The sequence below is a fragment of the Allobosea sp. 2KB_26 genome (assembly GCF_052115715.1).
Classification (GTDB): Bacteria; Pseudomonadota; Alphaproteobacteria; order Rhizobiales; family Beijerinckiaceae; genus Allobosea.
Genome location: NZ_JBFRHE010000003.1, coordinates 511,848 through 529,244 on the forward strand (window position 1 = coordinate 511,848; position 17,397 = coordinate 529,244).

Here is a 17,397-nt window from a genome sequence, read left to right on the forward strand (position 1 = left end):
GCAGCGAGCCGCCATCGCTGCCCGTGCAAATCGAGAATCTCATGAGCACGGTATCCGAGCCCGCTGTCAGCACGTCGCTGCAGAGACACCCCGCCCTGCGGCCGCTGCACGGGCGCCTGAACGAGGCCGTGACGGTTGCAGCCGCGCTTGTCGCCCTGCTCTGCCTGGCGCCGCTCGCATTCCTGATCGCAATCACGATCCAGACCGGCGCAGACACCGTCGTCGCGCTGGTTTTCCGCGCGCGCGTCGGCGAACTCCTGCTGAACACGCTGCTGCTCGAACTCTGCGTCGTTCCGGCTGCGGCTGTGCTCGGCATCCTGCTCGCCTGGCTCACCGAGAGGACGACGATCCCCGGGGCACGCGCCTGGTCATGGCTTGCCGTCGCGCCCCTGGCGGTACCGGCCTTCGTCCAGGGCTATGCCTGGGCGAGCTTTGCCCCGCACCTCCATGGCCTGCCCGGCGCGACCCTGATCTCCGTGCTGGCCTATACGCCCTTCATTTATCTGCCCGTGGTCGCGCAGCTGCGCCGGCTCGACCCGGCGCTGGAAGAGATTGCGACCTCCCTCGGACGCTCGCCCCGCCAGGTCTTCACCCAGGTCGTGCTGCCGCAGCTGCGTCTCCCGGTTTCCGGCGGAGCACTTCTGATCGGCCTGCACCTGCTGGCGGAATACGGGCTGTTCGCGATGATCCGCTTCGACACCTTCGCGACGGCGATCATCGACCAGTTCCAGTCGAGCTATAACGGCCCTGCGGCCAACATGCTGGCCGGCGTTCTGGTGCTGTGCTGTCTCGGCCTGCTGGTGCTCGACCGTGCATTGCGCGGCCGCGAGCGTCAGGCCCGCGTCGGCAGTGGGGCGCCGCGTACGGCTCCCCGGCTGAAGCCCGGCCGAATCTGGACGCTGCCGTGCCTCGGCCTGCTTCTCACCTATGCACTGCTCTCGCTCGGCGTCCCCAGCCTGACGCTCGGACGCTGGCTCGTTCTCGGCGGAGCGGACGCCTGGCGGATCTCCGATCTCGCCGGCGCCTTTGGCACGACCGTCTTCTATGCCCTGGCCGGTGCCGCCCTCACGAGTGCTGCCGCCATCCCGATCGCCTGGCTGTGCGTGCGGCGGCCGGGGCTCTGGCAGCGCCGGATCGAAGCCTGCCATGTCTATGTCGGCTCGCTGCCGGGCATCGTCGTCGCGCTGGCGCTGGTCACGATTACCGTCCGCGTCGCGCTGCCATTGTACCAGAGCTGGTTCATGCTGCTCGTCGCCTATGCACTGATCTTCCTGCCGCGCGCGCTGATCGGCCTGCGCGGCAGTCTCGCGCAGGTACCGGTCGAGCTCGAATGGGCTGCCTCGGCTCTCGGGCGGCCTCCCTTGCTGGCGGTCCTGCAGGTCACGCTGCGCCTGGCCGCCCCTGGCCTGGCGGCGGCGATGGCGCTGGTCGGACTTGGAATCACCACCGAGCTGACCGCGACGCTCCTGCTCTCGCCCAACGGGACGCGGACGCTGGCGACGGAGTTCTGGTCGTTGACCGGCGAGATCGACTATGTCGCGGCGACGCCCTATGCGGTCCTGATGATCATCCTGTCCATCCCGATGGCTGCGATGCTGCATCGGCAGTCGCGAAAGGCGAACGGCCTGTGAGCGTCCTGACCGTTTCCGGCCTGAGCAAGCAGTACGGTGCGACGCTCGCGCTCGACGATATCAGCTTCTCGGTCGCCCCCGGCGTGCGCGCCGCGATCGTCGGTCCCTCGGGATCGGGCAAGACGACCCTGCTGCGCATCATCGCAGGCTTCGAGACGGCAGATTCCGGAACCGTGACCCTCGGCAACGAGATCATCGTCGATGGCGGTTTGGGCGTCCCCGCCCATCTGCGCGGGATCGGGGTCGTGACGCAGGACGGCTCCCTGTTCCCGCATCTCAGCATTGCCGAGAATATCGGCTTCGGACTGACGCGGAACCAGAGCGACCGCGACGCCCGAATTGCAGAGCTGATGGACACAGTCGAACTGCCGCGGAGCATGGCAGAGAGGCGCCCGCACCAATTGTCGGGCGGCCAGCAGCAGCGCGTCGCGCTGGCCCGTGCGCTCGCCCGGCGGCCGCGACTGATGCTTCTGGACGAGCCCTTCTCTGCCCTCGATACCGGGCTGCGCGAGACCATGCGCCGCAAGGTGGCTGAGGTCTTGCGGGAATTCGCGGTGACCGCGATCCTCGTCACGCATGACCAGGGCGAAGCGCTCGGCTTCGCCGACCAACTCGTCGTGCTGAAGGAGGGCCGCCTGGTCCAGGCCGGGCCTCCGCGGTTGCTCTACCTGCAACCGCGCGACCCCGCGATCGCAAGGTTCCTCGGCGACGCGATCCTGCTGCAGGCCGAGCTCGCCGACGGCGCGGCGCGCTGCGCACTCGGGCAGATTTCGATCGCCGACCGAACCCGGCGCGGCCCGGCGACGATCCTGCTGCGCCCCGAACAGCTTCGCCTGCGGCCGGACAACCCCGAGCACGCTGGCGGCACCGGGGGGCGGATCGTCGAAGTCGAGTTCGGTGGCGCCAGCAGCCTCGTCACGATCGCGCTCGATGCGGACACGAGCACCCTGCTGCAGTTGCGCTCATCCGACCCGGCACCGCCGGAACCGGGAACGCATGTGGCGATCGAGGTTTCCGGCGCGGCCTACCCGTTCGATGGCACAACCGCCCTGGAGCCTGTCGGCAAGGCGAAGCGATAGCCAGCCCGGGGCGCTCTCAGCCCTCGACCAGCCGTCGCGCGATCACCTGCGCCTGAATCTCCGCCGCCCCCTCGAAGATGTTCAGGATGCGGGCGTCACAGAGGACGCGGCTGATCGGGTATTCCAGCGCAAAACCATTGCCGCCATGGATCTGCAGCGCGTTATCGGCTGCGGCCCAGGCAACACGGGCGCCGAGCAGCTTGGCCATGCCGGCCTCGAGATCGCAGCGGCGCTCGGCATCCTTCTCGCGGGCGGCGAAATAGGTGAGCTGGCGGGCGATCAGGATTTCGGCCGCCATCATCGCGAGCTTGTCGGCGACGCGCGGGAAGGCGATCAGCGGCTTGCCGAACTGGATGCGTTCCTGGGCATAGCGCAGCCCCAGATCGAAGGCCGATTGCGCCACGCCGATGGCGCGCGCCGCCGTCTGGATGCGGGCCGCTTCGAAGGTCTGCATGAGCTGCTTGAAGCCCTGGCCTTCGACACCACCGAGCAGGTTCCCGGCCTTGACCTCGAAACCATCGAAGGCGAGCTCGTATTCCTTCATCCCGCGATAGCCGAGCACCTCGATCTCGCCGCCGGTCAGGCCGGCAACCGGGAACGGGTCTTCGTCCGTGCCGCGCGGCTTTTCGGCAATCAGCATGGACAGGCCGCGATAACCCGGAGCGTCCGGGTCGGTGCGGACAAGCAGCGTCATGATGTCGGCGCGAACGGGATGGGTGATCCAGGTCTTGTTGCCATGGACCTTGAAGACTTCGCCATCCCGCACCGCCTTGGTGCGCAGCGAAGCGAGATCCGAGCCGGTATTGGGCTCGGTGAAGACGGCCGTCGGCAAGGTCTCGCCCGCGGCGATCTTCGGCAGCCAATGCGCCTTCTGCTCCGGCGTGCCTCCGCAGAGGATGAGCTCGGCCGCGATTTCGGAGCGGGTGCCGAGCGAGCCGACGCCGATATAGCCGCGCGAAAGCTCCTCCGAGACGACGCACATCGAGACCTTGCTGAGGCCCATGCCGCCGAATTCCTCGGGAATGGTCAGGCCGAAGACGCCAAGCTCGGCCATCTTCTCGACGACCGGCATCGGGATGTAATGGTTCTCCAGATGCCATTCATGCGCATACGGCGTCACCTCCGCCTCGCAGAAACGGCGCATCTCGGAGCGGATCGCTTCCAGGGTCTCGTCGAGGCCGGGATCGCCGACGCTGGCCAGCCCCTGCGACTGGCTGAACAGGGCGACGAGGCGCGAACGGTTTTCCGGCGTGTTGCCCTGCGCGATCAGGGCTTCCGCCGCTTCGCCGCGGGCAGTGGCGATCGCCTTCTGGCCCAGGCCGAGCGCCGAGAGCCTGATGATCTCGCCCTGGCTCATCGGGATGCCGCCAAAGATCTGGGCGGCATATTCACCGGCGCCGACGCGCAGCGCGTAATCCTCGGTGGCGCCGTAGCGATCCTCAGCCTGCAGGCGCTCGCCATAGGCCTTCATCTCGCGCAGCGCCATGACATAGGTCGCGAGCCAGGACAGGCCATGCGCCGCGTGCTGCTCGGCTTCGAGCCTCGAAGACGAGATCTTGCCGTCGACCAGCACCTTCTGGCGTACCGCGGCGATCGCCTGGTCCAGCAGCGTCTCGAATCCGGGCAGAGCGGCACCGATCAAGTCGACGGCGGAGCCAGGGGCTTCGGAGTTGCGGGCGACATTGGCGCTCATGATCTCTCTCCCTTTGTTGCGACGCAGCATAGGAGAGAATCCGGCGAATCCGAAATCCACCTTTCGGCTGGGGGCCAGACTATTTTCGACTGGCCAGCACGACGCCGAGCACCGCAACCGCCATGCCGACGAGCTGGAGCGGCGTCAGCGTCTCCCCGAAGAGCAGCCAGGCCTCGACCGCCACGGCCGGCGGCACGAGATAGAGGAAGGTCGCGGTGCGCGAGACCTCGCCGCGCCGGATCAGCCAGAGATAGAGCCCGATACCGCCGAGCGAGAGCGCCAGGACCGACCAGGCCAGCACCAGGGCCATGGTCAGGTTCCATTCGATCCGCATCGGTTCGAGCGCATAGGCGACGGGCAGCGTGACGAGGAAGGCCGCAGTGTACTGCCAGGCGGTCACGGTCCGCAGGTCGCCGGTGACGATGCGTTTCTTCTGATAGAAGGAGCCGAAGGTCACCGCGAACATCGCGACGATATTGACGCCGACCGGCAGCAGGATGCCGGCGAGCGCCTGCGGATCGACGCCGACCAGCTTGGGCTCGAGCACCAGGGCAATGCCGAGGAAACCGCAGAGAATCCCGGCCCAGCGCACGGGCGAGATGCGTTCGCCGACCAGAAGCGGGGAAAACAGCGCGGTCAGCACGGGCTGGAGGCCGGCAATCAGGCCGGAAACACCGGCCGGCAGGCCATGACGCACCGCCCACCAGACGCCGCCGAGATAGACGGCATGCAGCAGGATACCGGTGACGATGCAGTCGATGATCGCGCGGCGGCCCTTCGGCCAGGGCGCACCGACGGCGAGCGCCAGGCCGATGAGCAGCAGGCCGGCACAGGCATAGCGCACGGCCAGGAAGGTCAGCGGGTCGGCATAGCGCGCGGAATAGCCTGCAACGATCCAGCCGCTCGACCAGAGCAGCGTGAAGACGAGCGGGATGACGCGCAGGAACAGGGGCGATTCGAGCATGGGCACCGGCTTTCGCTGATCGTCCTGATAAGCCCGGCGCAAGCGCTTGTCGCCGTCCGACGACGCCGGGACGGCATGTCGAGGCGAGGGAACGGATGCGTCATGCGGGACCAGCAAGGGGGCCCGAGGGGATCAGGCACAGACCTGGATGACGCCGAAGCGGGTTGAGGTCACAATCGGCGACCGCCCGCCCGAGTCTCCGCATGTCGCTGCTGTCTGTCCCCGCCCTCGCCTTCGAGCGCTTCGTCGCCCATGATTCCTGGGCGATCGCCAGCCATATCGCGCTCTCCGTACTGATGTCGCTCTTCCCCTTCCTGATCCTGGTCACCGCGCTCGGCGGTGTCTTCGGCACGCAGAATGCAGCCGACGAAGCCACGGCGCTGCTCCTCGAAGCCTGGCCCAAGGAGATCGCCATCCCGATTGCGCGCGAGGTGCGCTCGGTGCTGACGGCAGTGCGCAGCGACGCGCTGACATTCGGCGCGCTCCTGGCGCTGTATTTCTCCTCGTCCGGCGTCGAGGCGCTGCGCATCGGCCTCAACCGCGCCTATGAGGCCTATGAATGGCGGGCCTGGTGGCATACGCGGCTGGAATCGATCCTCTACGTGATCGGCGGCGCCGTGTTCATGCTCTCCTTCGCGTTTCTCGTGGTGCTCGGGCCGCTTGTGCTGCGCTGGCTGATCGGCTTCGCGCCCTGGCTGGCGCCGCTTTCCATCCTGCTCAGCTTCCTGCGCGTTGCTGGTGCGACCCTGCTGATCGTCCTGGCGCTGATCGTCGCGCACAGCACGCTCCCGGCCCGCGCCCCGCATATCCGGACGCTCTGGCCGGGCATCCTCGTGACGCTGGCCTTCTGGCTCGTCGGCGGCCTCGGCTTCGGCTGGTATCTCGACGGCTTTGCCGGCGCCTATGTCACGACCTATGCCGGCCTTGCGACGGCGATGATCGCGCTCGTCTTCCTGTATTGGCTCGCAGCGATCTTCCTCTATGGCGCAGAGCTGAACGCCGCCTTCGCGATCGCGCGGGCGCCAAGGGCCGACCCCGGCGAAGCGATCGCAGGGCTGTAGGGCGTTCGCCTGCGTTGACGCCGAGTCGTGCTGCTGCTTTCTGTCCGCCCATGATCGAGACGCCACGCCTGCTCCTGCGCCCTCATGCGCTGGAGGATTTCGAACCCTGGTACGCGATGTTCTCGGACCGGGAGCTGTTCCGGTTCATTGCCGTGCCGCAATTGTCGCGGGAGGATGGCTGGAACAGGCTGCTGCGCTATGCCGGCCACTGGTCGCTGCTCGGCTACGGCATGTTCGCCGTCTTCGACAAGGCGAGCGGCGAACTGGTCGGAGATGTCGGCCTCGCCGATTTCCACCGCGGCCTGGGCGAGCGCTTCGACGGCGTCCCTGAAGCCTCCTGGATCATGGCGCGTTCGACGCATGGACGGGGCTTGGCAGCAGAAGCGGTCGCCGCGAGCCATGACTGGCTTACCCGCACGCACGCGCCTGCCCGCACCGTCTGCATCATCAACCCCGACAATGCCGCCTCGCTGCGCCTGGCTGAGAAGTTCGGTTACCGGCCCTTCGGAAGCTCCACCTACAAGGGCGGCCCCTACACGATGCTGGAGCGCCTGGCATCGTGACTGGCGAGCGCGGTCGCGCTGTTACCGGTCCGGAGGCAAGGAGGACGCGGCTGGCCCGATGCTGATCGAAACCTGCACCGCTGGGATGCTGGAGGACTGGGTCCGGCTGCGCCTGGCGCTGTGGCCGGATTCGACCGTGCAGGAGCATCGCGACGCCGCCGCGGGCATTCTCGAAAGCCTGAACGAGACCGCGTTCATCGCATGGGACGGTGCTGGCGCAGCAATCGGACTCGCCGAGGCAGCGCTGCGACATGACTACGTCAATGGCTGCGAGACCTCGCCCGTCGGCTTCCTCGAAGGGATCTATGTCGCGCCCGACTGGCGGCTTCACGGCGTCGCCCGCGCGCTTTGCGCAGCTGTCGAGGCCTGGGCAAGGGGCCATGGCTGTGTCGAACTCGCCTCAGACACGGGCCTGACCAATGCCGTCTCCCAGCAGGCGCATGAAGCGCTCGGCTTCGAAGAAACCGAGCGCGGGGTGTTTTATCGCAAGCGGCTACAGCCCGGCTGAGCCCTTGCCCGGCCTTTGTTGCGGTGGGCTGCCAGCCGGGCGCCGCCTCGCCAGGGTCACGTGCCGAGCAGCGACATCGCCCTGGTGATGTCGTTCTTCTCCAGCCGGCAGGCCACGCAATAGGCGGGGTTGAAGATGTTGGCGACGTCGTAGCGCACCAGCTGGCCGAGCAGATGGCTCGCCTCGACGGCATCGACACCGAGGTCGTCGACGATCCAGCGGAGCATCTCGGTTGTCGCGAACTGGAGCGGCTGGTCGAGCGGGCGGCCGCTGGCCAGGGTCATGATTTCGGTCGCGGTCTCGCAACGCGGCCACCGACCCGGCGCATTCTTGCGCAGATGCAGGGTGAACTCGATCTCGAAACTGGTTTCGATGCCGGTGCCGACGATCTCGCCATCGCCCTGGCAGGCATGCCCGTCCCCCAGGAAGAACAGCCCGCCCGTCTCGGAGACGGGGAAGGCGATGCTCGCGCCCGGCCCGAAGCGGCGATAGTCCATATTGCCGCCATAGGCCCCGCTCGTCGCAGTCGAGATCGCCTGACCGCCGGCCGGAGCCACGCCGAAGCAGCCGATCATCGGGGACAGCGGAAAGCTCCAGCCGGAGATGCGCTCCGAACCGCCGATCAGGCTGACCGTGCCCTTTTCCGCATCAATCGCCCATTCGAAGCGCTCGCTCTTCGGCAGATCGGCCACGGTGCGCGGATCGACCACTTGCTGCGAGAGGGGCGAATAGGTCCAGCCGGTCTTGCGGTTCGGGGTCATCCTGACGATCGTCACGACCAACGCATCGCCCGGCTCGGCTCCGGTAACGGCAAACGGACCGGTCATCGGGTTGCCCCGCGGGGCACGCTGGACGCCCTCATGGTCGATGCCGGCGGCATCGAGCGTCGTCGTCACGATCGTGTCGCCGCTGGCGACCGTGAGAACCGGAGGCAGCGTGGCCATGACATTGGAATAGGAATTCGGGACGAAACGATGAAGCGCCATGAATCTCACCTGCCAGTCTTGCGGGCGCTTCAGGGAGCAAGGGTTCAGCCGTCGCGAAGCGTCCCGGCCGAATCCGTTGTGGACCTAGCCTTGCGTCACCGTAGTCGAAACATTTGTTGGCGCGCTAGCCAGCTGGGCTGCACGCGACGCATCGGGCTCGGACGCGGAAGCGTTCCTCCCGATCAGGCCAGCGCAGTGGTCATGACGGAGCCGTTGCTGACACTGTGGCCTCAGCCGCCAAGCGCCTCCGCGACATCGTCGAAATTCCGCAGGCCGGTGCGGGGGGCATAGACCAGCACGGCCATGTTGCCCGGAGCGTGCTCGTTCTTCCACATTTTGTGGTGGGCGAGCGGGATCTTGTCCCAGGGAAAGACCTCGGACATGCAGGGGTCGATACGACGGTCGAGCACGAACTGGTTGGCGGCGCTCGCCTGCTTGAGATGGGCGAAATGCGAGCCCTGCACGCGCTTCTGCCGCATCCAGACATAGCGGGCGTCAAAGGTGATGTTGAAGCCCGAGGTGCCGGCGCAGAAGACGATCATCCCGCCGCGCTTGGCGACGAGGCAGGAGACCGGGAAGGTCGCCTCGCCGGGATGTTCGAAGACGATATCGACATCCTTCTTGCCGGTGATGTCCCAGATCGCCTTGCCGAACTTGCGCGCTTCCTTGGTCCATTCCCCATATTCGGGGGAGTTGACCTTGGGCATCTGGCCCCAGCAGTTGAACTCCTTGCGGTTGATCACGCCCTTGGCGCCAAGACCGAGCACGTAGTCGCGCTTGCTTTCGTCCGAGATCACACCGATCGCATTGGCGCCGGAGGCCGCGCAGAGCTGCACGCCGAAGACGCCAAGGCCGCCCGAGGCCCCCCAGATCAGCACGTTGTCGCCCGGCTTGATCGTGTGCGGGGCATGGCCGAAGAGCATCCGGTAGGCGGTGGCCAGGGTCAGCGTGTAGCAGGCCGATTCCTCCCAGGAGAGGTGCTTCGGCTTCAGCATCAGCTGGCGCGACTGCACCCGGCAGAACTGGGCGAAGGAGCCGTCCGGCGTCTCATAGCCCCAGATGCGCTGGGAGGACGAGAACATCGGGTCGCCGCCATTGCACTCCTCGTCGTCGCCATCGTCCTGATTGCAATGGACGATGACCTCGTCGCCGACCTTCCAGCGCTTCACCTTGGAGCCGACCGCCCAGACGATGCCGGACGCATCGGAGCCGGCGATATGAAGCGATGCCTTGTGGACGTCGAAGGGCGAGATCGGCTGGCCGAGACCGGCCCAGATGCCGTTATAGTTGACGCCGCCGGCCATCACGAGCAGCAGCACCTCCTCCTCGCCGATTGCCCAGGTCGGCACGACCTCGACCTGGAAGCTCTCTTGCGGCGGACCATGGCGCTCGCGCCGGATGGTCCAGGCATACATGGTGGCGGGGACATGACCGAGCGGCGGCAGCTCGTTCAGCTCGTAGAGATCCTTGAGCGGGCGGTGCGGAACAGGCTGCGGCTTGGACATGGCTCTCTCCCCTTCGTCTTCCTCGCCGCCTTGCGCCGCCAGAGGGCGGCCGACGGAGTTGAGGCGATCATGCGGCTCGATGCTGCGCTGCGCTATCCTCCTAAGGAATTATGTCGCACTGCAAAAAACAAGTCCGAATCCCGGCTTATGTTCCGACCGAACACGAAGATTGCGCCTGAGGCGATTGCTTCATCGCCGCCCAATAGGCCTCAGACGCCTGCCGATGCGCTGCAGCCGAAGATCTGCCCCCTCAACCTCACGTCTTTCGCCGTGAATTTTGAAACGATCTGCAGACGTTTTTTAACCTCATCAGCACGAGCCCGCATGATCGGCGGCACAGCCGTGCTAATTTCAGACCGCAAATACTTTGGAGCGATCGACCATGCGTCAATTGCTACTGCTGCTCGGCCTTCCTGACCTTCCACTTCCGGAATTCCTGGTTTTCCTTGGCTTCGCTGCCGGCTGCGCGCTGCTGCTGGGCTGGATCGCCGACGGGATCCTTGGGGAGCACGGCTTCGGAATCATTCCCAATGCGGTCGTCCTCGTCGGCGGCGCCATCATCGGCGCGATCCTGTGGCGAAGGTTTGGTTACGTGGTCATCGCCAACCGGCAGACGGCTACCGCCATTGCCGCCACTGCGGCCGGGATTCTCGCGCTCGTGGCCGGCGGCGTCGCCAAGCGGGTGATCTGATGCCGCTTGCGTTCCTGCCGCTGGGTCAAGACAATCGTCGGCATGGACAGATCGACCGTGATTCGCGGCCGGCGCGTGCTGATATGCGCCGAAGACGGCCCGTTGCTCGCCAGCGAGCGTGACATCGGCGATTTCCTGGGCGCGGCCTGGGCCGAAGATGCAGACATGGTCGTGATCCCGGTCGCGCGCCTGAGCAACGACTTCTTCAAGCTCAGCACGCGTCTTGCCGGCGAAGTCGCCCAGAAATTCGTCAATTACCGGATGCAGCTCGCGATCATCGGCGACATCTCGCGCTGGAGCGCCGAGAGTGCGGCGCTGCGCGACTTCGTCCGCGAGGCCAATCAGGGCCAGGCCCTGTGGTTTCTCGACGACATGAACGCCCTGGAACAGGCGATGCTGCGCGCGAAATGAAAGCGGATGAACGCGCAGGACAATCCAACACCGCTCTCCGCAACATCGTGAAGCACAAGCCTGTTTCAGAACCAAAAGCGCAGACAGAGGGGAACCCTACGGGGTCTGGCAAGCCATGATCCGGGACATCGTTCGCATCGCTGCCGCCGAAATGGGGGTGACTGATCCAACAGCGATAGCTGTTGCTGAAGGCTTCCTGTTGGCTAGCCTCATCATACTTGTGCTGAAACTACTGCTGGGGCTCGCCAGTCTTATTCTTAGTATAGCTAAAAACCACTGACCAGAGAAGTATACATTCACCACCGGGACGAGGTGAACGCCCTGGTTTTCTGTGTCAGCATCGGCCTTCCCGGAAACCGCAAGCCACTTTTAGGGCCAATGCTTCAGACCGGCCGCGCCGCTGCCAGCATGTAGTTCACATCCATGTCGCGCGACGCCGACCAGCGATCCGTGAAGGGATTGTAGGCCACGCCCGTGCTCTCGCCGAGCTCCAGCCCGTTGCGCGCGATCGCGGCCTCGAGTTCCGCCGGTGTGACGAATTTCTCCCAGTCATGCGTGCCGCGGGGCAGCCAGCGCAGGACATATTCTGCCCCGACGATCGCCAGTGCGTAGGATTTCAGCGTGCGGTTGAGCGTCGCCATCACCAGGAGCCCGCCGGGCTTCACTGCCGCGCAGCAGGCGCCGACGAAGGCTTCGACATCGGCGACATGCTCGACCACTTCCATGGCGAGCACGATGTCGAAGCGCCGGCCCTCGGCGACGAGGCTCTCGATCGTCGTCTCGCGATAGTCGATCGCAAGCCCGCTGCGTTCGGCATGGGTCCGGGCGACCGCGATATTGGTCGGAGCCGGATCGAGCCCCGTGACCTCGGCGCCGAGCCGCGCCAGGGGCTCCGACAGCACGCCGCCGCCGCAGCCGATATCGACCAGCGCCAGCCCTTCCAGGCTCTGCAGCGATTTCGGATCGCGCCCGAAACGTTCGCAGGCAAGAGCCTTGACGAAACCGAGCCGCACCGGATTGAACTTGTGCAGCACGGCCATGGGGCCCTTCGGGTCCCACCAGGTCCTGGCCATGGCATCGAAGCGCGCGACCTCGGCAGCATCGATCGTCGAGCCGGTTTGAGACGCTGCGAATGCCATGGGTGATTCCCCCTTTGTGCCAATAGGGCGCGGACCGCATTGACACTTGCGGTGCTGCCCGTCATCTACACCCGCCCTTCGCCCGGCGCGAGGGGGACCTTTCGTCCCGGCACGTCGCCGGGCGTTTCTAGAGAGCCCTTGGACCGCTATGGCCCGTCTGGTGTTGAAATTCGGCGGGACCTCCGTCGCCACTGTCGAGCGTATCAAGAATGCCGCCCGCCACGTCAAACGCGAGTTCGACGCCGGCAACGAGGTCGCAGTCGTTGTTTCCGCCATGTCGGGCAAGACCAACGAGCTCGTGGCCTGGTGCAAGGAGGCGGCACCGTTCTACGACCATGCGGAATATGACGCCGTGGTCGCATCGGGCGAGCAGGTCACCTCCGGCCTGATGGCGATCGTGCTGCAGTCCATGGGCCTGCCGGCGCGCTCCTGGCAGGGCTGGCAGATCCCGCTCTTCGGTTCTGACGCGCATGGCTCCGCCCGCATCGAGGGAGTCGACGGCGCCGGCATCCTCGCCGGATTCGACCGCAATCGTGAAATCGCGGTCTGCTCCGGCTTCCAGGGCGTGCACGCGACGACGAAACGCATCGTCACGCTCGGGCGCGGCGGCTCCGATACCAGCGCGGTCGCGCTTGCCGCCGGCCTCAAAGCCGATCGCTGCGACATCTACACCGATGTCGACGGAGTCTACACCACCGATCCACGCGTCGTGCCGAAGGCCCGGCGCATGGACAAGGTCTCCTTCGAGGAGATGCTGGAGATGGCCTCGCTCGGCTCGAAGGTGCTGCAAGTGCGCTCGGTCGAGATCGCCATGGTCCAGCGCGTGCCGACCTATGTGCGCTCCTCCTTCGACGACCCAGAAAACCCCAATCCAGGCACCCTCATCTGCGACGAGGACGACATCGTGGAACAGCAGATCGTCACCGGCATCGCGTTTTCGCGCGACGAAGCCCAGATCACGCTCCGGCGTGTCGCCGACAAGCCGGGCGTGGCCGCGGCCATTTTCGGTCCGCTCGCCGATGCGAACATCAATGTCGACATGATCATCCAGGTCGTCTCGGACGACCAGGCGACCACCGACATCACCTTCACGGTCCCGACCGCCGATTACGAGCGCGCCAAGACGCTGCTCGAGAGCCGCCACGACAGCATCGCCTATCAGAGCCTGCAGGGCGCCACCGACGTGGTGAAGATCTCGGCCATCGGCGTCGGTATGCGCAGCCATGCCGGTGTCGCGGCCCGCGCCTTCCACGCGCTCGCCGAGAAGGGCATCAACATCCGCGCGATCACGACCTCCGAGATCAAGTTCTCGGTGCTGATCGACGCCGCCTATACCGAGCTCGCGGTGCGGACGCTGCACTCGCTCTATGGGCTGGACGCAGCCTGAGGCGATCAGCGGGGAGTCCGGCTACGCCGCCTGCCTATAGGCGGCGGCGACCTCCCGCATCCAGGCGCAGAACGCGGCAACCCCGGGCCGCGCCCGGCTCGTCTCGGGGAAGACGAGAAAATAGGCGAAATCTTCCAGCAGCGCGACATTCGCGAGCTGGATGAGCCGCCCGTCCGCGATATCGGTTTCGATCATCGCCGCCGGCAGCAATCCCGCGCCCTGCCCCGAGAGCACCGCTTTCAGCATCAGGCCTGAATCGTCGAAGGACGGCCCGCGCGGCGCACCGAATTCCTCGATGCCCTGCGCCTGAAACCAGCGCTGCCAGGCCTTGCGCTCGCTGTCATGGACATGCGGCCAATGCGCCAGGCCAGCCGCATCCCTTGGCCGGCCGAGGCTCGCGAGCAGGGCCGGAGCCGCGACGGGAACAACCTCGACCGCAACGAGATGCTCGCTGCGCAATCCCGGATAATGGCCGAAGCCATGGCGGATCGCGACATCGACCCCGTCGCGGCTGAAATCCACCAGTGCAGTACCGGTCACGACCCGCAGGTCGATATCGGGGTGAGCGTCGTGGAACTGCTTGAGGCGTGGCACCAGCCAGGCGCTTGCGAAGAATGGCGTCGTGCTGATCGTCAGCGGGCCCGTGCCGGGATCGGCCGCGATGCGCCTTGATGCCTCGGCGATCTGCCGGAAGGCGTTGCGCACCGGCGGCATCAGGCTCTGTCCGGCGGGCGTGAGGACCATGCCCCGATTGATCCGCAGGAAGAGCTGCGTGCCGAAATGAAGCTCCAGGGCCTTGAGCATCTGGCTGACCGCGCCCGGCGTCACGCAGAGCTCATCGGCAGCCTCCTTCACGGAGAGATGCCGAGCCGTCGCCTCGAAGGCGCGCAGGGCATTCAACGGTGGCAGCCGATAGATTTTCATTTAGTTTTTCTAACTTATTTTCGCAGGATTGCTAGTTTGCCTCCGGCCTAGTCACTCGTCAAATTGGTCAATACTGATCACTTCGCTGCAGCGGATCACCCACCGCCTTGAAATGATCGACAAGAGAAAAACTCAATCGTTAGCCTATCCATTCCGGCCGGAGCCCGTGCATGCCCAGTCTTCCCGATGCGACGCATTACCTCTCATTGTCGGAGCTCGCGGCGCGCATCCAGGCACGCGACATCTCGCCCGTGGCGGTGACGCGGTCGCAGCTCCAGCGCATCGAACGCCTGGATACGGAGCTTCACAGCTTTGCCGGCGTGATGGCCGATACCGCGCTGGCCGAGGCAGAGGCCGCGGAGGCAGAGATCGCGGCCGGGCGCTATCGCGGCCCCCTGCATGGCGTGCCGATCGCCGTGAAGGACCTGTTCTGGACGCAGGGTTTTCCGACGGCGGCAGGAACCACGATCCATAGGCGGCACCGGCCGCGGGAGGACGCCACGGTGGTGCGCCGCTTGCGCGAGGCGGGAGCCGTGCTGCTGGGCAAGCTGCAGATGACGGAAGGGGCTTATTCCGACCACCACCCCCTGGTGACGCCGCCGCGCAATCCGTGGAATGCCGCGTACTGGACCGGAATCTCGTCGAGCGGCTCGGCCGCGGCGACGGCGGCCGGCCTGTGCTACGGCTCGCTCGGTTCCGATACCGGAGGGTCGATCCGCTGGCCCTGCGCCGCGACCGGCCTGACGGGACTGAAACCGAGCTGGGGCCGGGTCAGCCGTCACGGAGCATTCGAACTGGCGGCGACGCTGGATCATGTCGGGCCGATGGCGCGCGATACCAGGGATGTCGCCGCGATCCTGCAGGTCATCGCCGGTGCCGATCCCGCTGATCCGACCGCGCTCGTTGCGGCCGTTCCCGACTATCTCGCAGCGACCCGGCACGGCATCGGCGGCGTGCGGATCGGCGTCGATCGCGCATGGAACAGCGAAGGTGTCGACGCGACGACGCAGGCGGTCCTGAACGAGGCCATCGCAGCCTATCGCACGCTCGGGGCCGAGATCATCGAGGTCCATGTCCCGGATGTGAAACAGATCGTCGCCGATTGGGCGCCGAACTGCGCGGTGGAAGCCGCTGTCGCCCATGATGCGACCTATCCCGCGCGGAAGGGCGAATACGGTCCGGTTCTCGCCTCGGTCATCGAGGCGGGGCGCGTGTTGTCGGGCCTGGACTATCAGCGCATCCTGCTGCGACGCATGGCCTTCCGCGGGCGCGTTGCCGCCCTGTTCGGTGATATCGATCTGCTGCTGACCCCGGTTCAGCCCGTGCCGCCGCTGACGTTGGCGACGATCAGCACATTAGGCGAGCAGCCCGGGCTGATCGCCGACCTGCAGCGCTATACCTGCCCGTTCAACATGACGGGCAACCCGACGCTCACGCTGCCCGGCGGCTTCTCCGAGGGAATGCCGATCGGGCTCCAGCTCGTTGCAGCAGAGCTGGGCGAAGCCATGCTGATCCGTGCCGGCGCAGCCTTCCAGGCAGCGACCACGTGGCACCGCCGCCATCCCGCCCTTTGAGAACCCGTCATGAGCATCCATCCGACGGGCCGAGTGTCCCCAATCTTCCATGGCTGGCTTGTCGTCGCGGCCGCCTTTGCGGTCACCTTTGTCGGCTTCGGCAGCGCCTACAGCTTCAGCGCCTTCGTCGAATCCCTGCAGAAGGATTTTTCCGCCTCCCGCGCCTCGGTTTCCCTGGTCTTTTCGCTCGCCGGCTTTCTCTATTTCGGCTTCGGACTGATCAGCGGCCCGCTTGCCGATCGCTGGGGAGCCCGCAGGCTCGTGTTCCTCGGCATGCTGCTCACCGGGCTTGGCATGGCGGCGGCCGGAGCGGCGCGGAGTCTGACCGAGATCTATCTGGCCTATGGGCTCGGCGTCGGACTCGGCATCGGCTGCTCCTATGTTCCGGCGCTGGGCGCAGTGCAGCACTGGTTCGTCAAGCGCCGCGGCTTCGCATCGGGTATCGCGGTCAGCGGCATCGGTGTCGGCACGCTGGTGATGCCGCCCCTCGCATCGCTGCTGATCGAACAGATCGGCTGGCGTAACGCCTATTTCGCGCTCGGCGCGCTTGCGGCCGTCATTGGTGCAGCCATGTCGCTCCTCATCGAAAGCGATCCGCGCCAGCGCGGCCTGCTGCCGGACGGAGACGCTTTGCCCCCGGGCGGCGTGACGGCCCAGGCATCCGGCCTATCGGTTCGCGAGGCCGTGAGATCTCAGCACTTCATCCGGCTCTACGCAGCCTGCCTGATCGGTTCGTTCGGAGCCTTCGTTCCCTTCGTTCACCTTGTGCCCTATGCGCTGGATCGTGGCGTCCCGCAGGGCCGGGCCGTCCTGCTGCTTGCGCTGATCGGTGTCGGCAGCACCGCCGGCCGTTTCTGCCTCGGCAATCTGGCGGACCGGATCGGCCGCAACACTGCACTTCTGGTCATGTTCATGGGCATGGCCGGCGCGCTCGGCATCTGGTGGCTCTCGAGCGGTTTTGCGATGCTGGCCGTCTTCGCGCTGCTCTATGGCGTCTTCTATGGCGGCTGGGTCGCTGTCCTGCCGGCGGTCGTGATGGATCATTTCGGCGGGCGCAATGTCAGCGGGATCATCGGCATTCTCTATACCAGCGTCGCGTTTGGAACCCTGATCGGACCGACCGCCGCCGGGCTCATCTTCGACCTGAACCAGAGCTATGCGATCGCGATCCTGGTCAGCGCCTGCGCGAACATCCTCGCGGCTCTGATCGTGGCGCGTTCCGCCAGGCCTTCACGCGCCCTGCCGCGTTGACCTCTTCTCATCCCGCCCCGATGATGCCGG

At 66.2% G+C, this 17,397-nt stretch carries 18 protein-coding genes; 12 read left to right on the forward strand and 6 right to left on the reverse strand.

All coding sequences use genetic code 11. The annotated features are described in order from the left end of the window. The first annotated feature begins 41 nt into the window (after positions 1-41). Positions 42-1,631, forward strand: coding sequence for an ABC transporter permease (locus tag AB4099_RS13180; RefSeq protein WP_441478408.1), 1,590 nt, complete (start codon positions 42-44; stop codon positions 1,629-1,631). Next, on the forward strand, positions 1,628-2,710 hold the full coding sequence (locus tag AB4099_RS13185) for an ABC transporter ATP-binding protein (RefSeq protein ID WP_441478409.1): 1,083 nt from the start codon (positions 1,628-1,630) through the stop codon (positions 2,708-2,710). The genes AB4099_RS13180 and AB4099_RS13185 overlap by 4 nt, the downstream gene beginning before the upstream one ends. A gap of 16 nt (positions 2,711-2,726) precedes the next feature. Here the strand turns inward: AB4099_RS13185 and AB4099_RS13190 are convergent, their stop codons facing one another. Both AB4099_RS13190 and AB4099_RS13195 read right to left on the reverse strand, forming a co-directional pair. Then, on the reverse strand, positions 2,727-4,403 hold the full coding sequence (locus AB4099_RS13190; RefSeq protein WP_441478410.1) for an acyl-CoA dehydrogenase family protein: 1,677 nt from the start codon (positions 4,401-4,403) through the stop codon (positions 2,727-2,729). A 79-nt stretch (positions 4,404-4,482) separates the two neighbouring features. After that, on the reverse strand, positions 4,483-5,367 hold the full coding sequence (locus tag AB4099_RS13195; protein WP_441478411.1) for a DMT family transporter: 885 nt from the start codon (positions 5,365-5,367) through the stop codon (positions 4,483-4,485). A gap of 203 nt (positions 5,368-5,570) precedes the next feature. On the opposite strand from AB4099_RS13195, the gene AB4099_RS13200 reads away from it, so the two are divergent. Genes AB4099_RS13200 through aac(6') form a run of 3 tightly spaced genes read left to right on the forward strand, consistent with a single transcriptional unit; the run spans position 5,571 to position 7,499 of the window. Continuing rightward, entirely contained in the window at positions 5,571-6,428 is an 858-nt protein-coding gene (locus tag AB4099_RS13200; protein ID WP_113518242.1) for a YihY/virulence factor BrkB family protein, read from the forward strand. A 50-nt stretch (positions 6,429-6,478) separates the two neighbouring features. Continuing rightward, positions 6,479-6,991 carry a GNAT family N-acetyltransferase gene (locus tag AB4099_RS13205; RefSeq protein WP_441478412.1) on the forward strand — a complete coding sequence of 171 codons (513 nt, stop codon included), beginning with the start codon at positions 6,479-6,481 and terminating at the stop codon, positions 6,989-6,991. 58 nt (positions 6,992-7,049) lie between these two features. Continuing rightward, on the forward strand, positions 7,050-7,499 hold the full coding sequence (aac(6'), locus tag AB4099_RS13210; protein WP_441478413.1) for an aminoglycoside 6'-N-acetyltransferase: 450 nt from the start codon (positions 7,050-7,052) through the stop codon (positions 7,497-7,499). 56 nt (positions 7,500-7,555) lie between these two features. Here aac(6') and AB4099_RS13215 read toward each other — a convergent pair whose 3' ends face one another. Together AB4099_RS13215 and ccrA are read right to left on the reverse strand one after the other, a co-directional pair. Further along, positions 7,556-8,485 carry an acetamidase/formamidase family protein gene (locus tag AB4099_RS13215; RefSeq protein ID WP_441478414.1) on the reverse strand — a complete coding sequence of 310 codons (930 nt, stop codon included), beginning with the start codon at positions 8,483-8,485 and terminating at the stop codon, positions 7,556-7,558. 230 nt (positions 8,486-8,715) lie between these two features. Next, positions 8,716-9,990: a crotonyl-CoA carboxylase/reductase gene (ccrA, locus tag AB4099_RS13220; protein ID WP_113518246.1), complete on the reverse strand. Its 1,275-nt coding sequence runs from the start codon at positions 9,988-9,990 to the stop codon at positions 8,716-8,718. Positions 9,991-10,059: 69 nt separating this feature from the next. Between ccrA and AB4099_RS13225 the strand changes: the two genes are divergently transcribed. The 4 genes from AB4099_RS13225 to AB4099_RS13240 all read left to right on the forward strand — a co-directional run bounded on the left by AB4099_RS13225 (position 10,060) and on the right by AB4099_RS13240 (position 11,372). Continuing rightward, on the forward strand, positions 10,060-10,407 hold the full coding sequence (locus AB4099_RS13225; RefSeq protein WP_441478415.1) for a hypothetical protein: 348 nt from the start codon (positions 10,060-10,062) through the stop codon (positions 10,405-10,407). Further along, entirely contained in the window at positions 10,382-10,681 is a 300-nt protein-coding gene (locus tag AB4099_RS13230; RefSeq protein WP_441478416.1) for a hypothetical protein, read from the forward strand. The genes AB4099_RS13225 and AB4099_RS13230 overlap by 26 nt, the downstream gene beginning before the upstream one ends. Before the next feature lie 42 nt (positions 10,682-10,723). After that, the gene (locus AB4099_RS13235; protein ID WP_441478417.1) at positions 10,724-11,092 is read left to right on the forward strand and encodes a DUF4180 domain-containing protein; all 369 of its coding nucleotides are present in this window, start codon (positions 10,724-10,726) and stop codon (positions 11,090-11,092) included. A 115-nt stretch (positions 11,093-11,207) separates the two neighbouring features. Beyond that, entirely contained in the window at positions 11,208-11,372 is a 165-nt protein-coding gene (locus AB4099_RS13240; RefSeq protein ID WP_441478418.1) for a hypothetical protein, read from the forward strand. A gap of 103 nt (positions 11,373-11,475) precedes the next feature. On the opposite strand, the gene ubiG is transcribed toward AB4099_RS13240, so the two are convergent. Continuing rightward, a complete protein-coding gene (gene ubiG, locus AB4099_RS13245; protein ID WP_441478419.1) occupies positions 11,476-12,231 on the reverse strand; it encodes a bifunctional 2-polyprenyl-6-hydroxyphenol methylase/3-demethylubiquinol 3-O-methyltransferase UbiG in 756 nt (251 codons plus the stop codon). Between the two features lie 148 nt (positions 12,232-12,379). Here ubiG and AB4099_RS13250 point away from each other — a divergent pair, with 148 nt between their 5' ends. After that, positions 12,380-13,618 carry an aspartate kinase gene (locus AB4099_RS13250; RefSeq protein ID WP_441478420.1) on the forward strand — a complete coding sequence of 413 codons (1,239 nt, stop codon included), beginning with the start codon at positions 12,380-12,382 and terminating at the stop codon, positions 13,616-13,618. A gap of 21 nt (positions 13,619-13,639) precedes the next feature. Here AB4099_RS13250 and gcvA read toward each other — a convergent pair whose 3' ends face one another. Then, positions 13,640-14,542, reverse strand: coding sequence for a transcriptional regulator GcvA (gene gcvA / locus AB4099_RS13255; RefSeq protein WP_441478421.1), 903 nt, complete (start codon positions 14,540-14,542; stop codon positions 13,640-13,642). Between the two features lie 170 nt (positions 14,543-14,712). On the opposite strand from gcvA, the gene AB4099_RS13260 reads away from it, so the two are divergent. Together AB4099_RS13260 and AB4099_RS13265 are read left to right on the forward strand one after the other, a co-directional pair. Next, positions 14,713-16,116: an amidase gene (locus AB4099_RS13260; RefSeq protein ID WP_441478422.1), complete on the forward strand. Its 1,404-nt coding sequence runs from the start codon at positions 14,713-14,715 to the stop codon at positions 16,114-16,116. Between the two features lie 9 nt (positions 16,117-16,125). After that, on the forward strand, positions 16,126-17,367 hold the full coding sequence (locus AB4099_RS13265) for an MFS transporter (RefSeq protein ID WP_441478423.1): 1,242 nt from the start codon (positions 16,126-16,128) through the stop codon (positions 17,365-17,367). Positions 17,368-17,397: the final 30 nt, after the last annotated feature.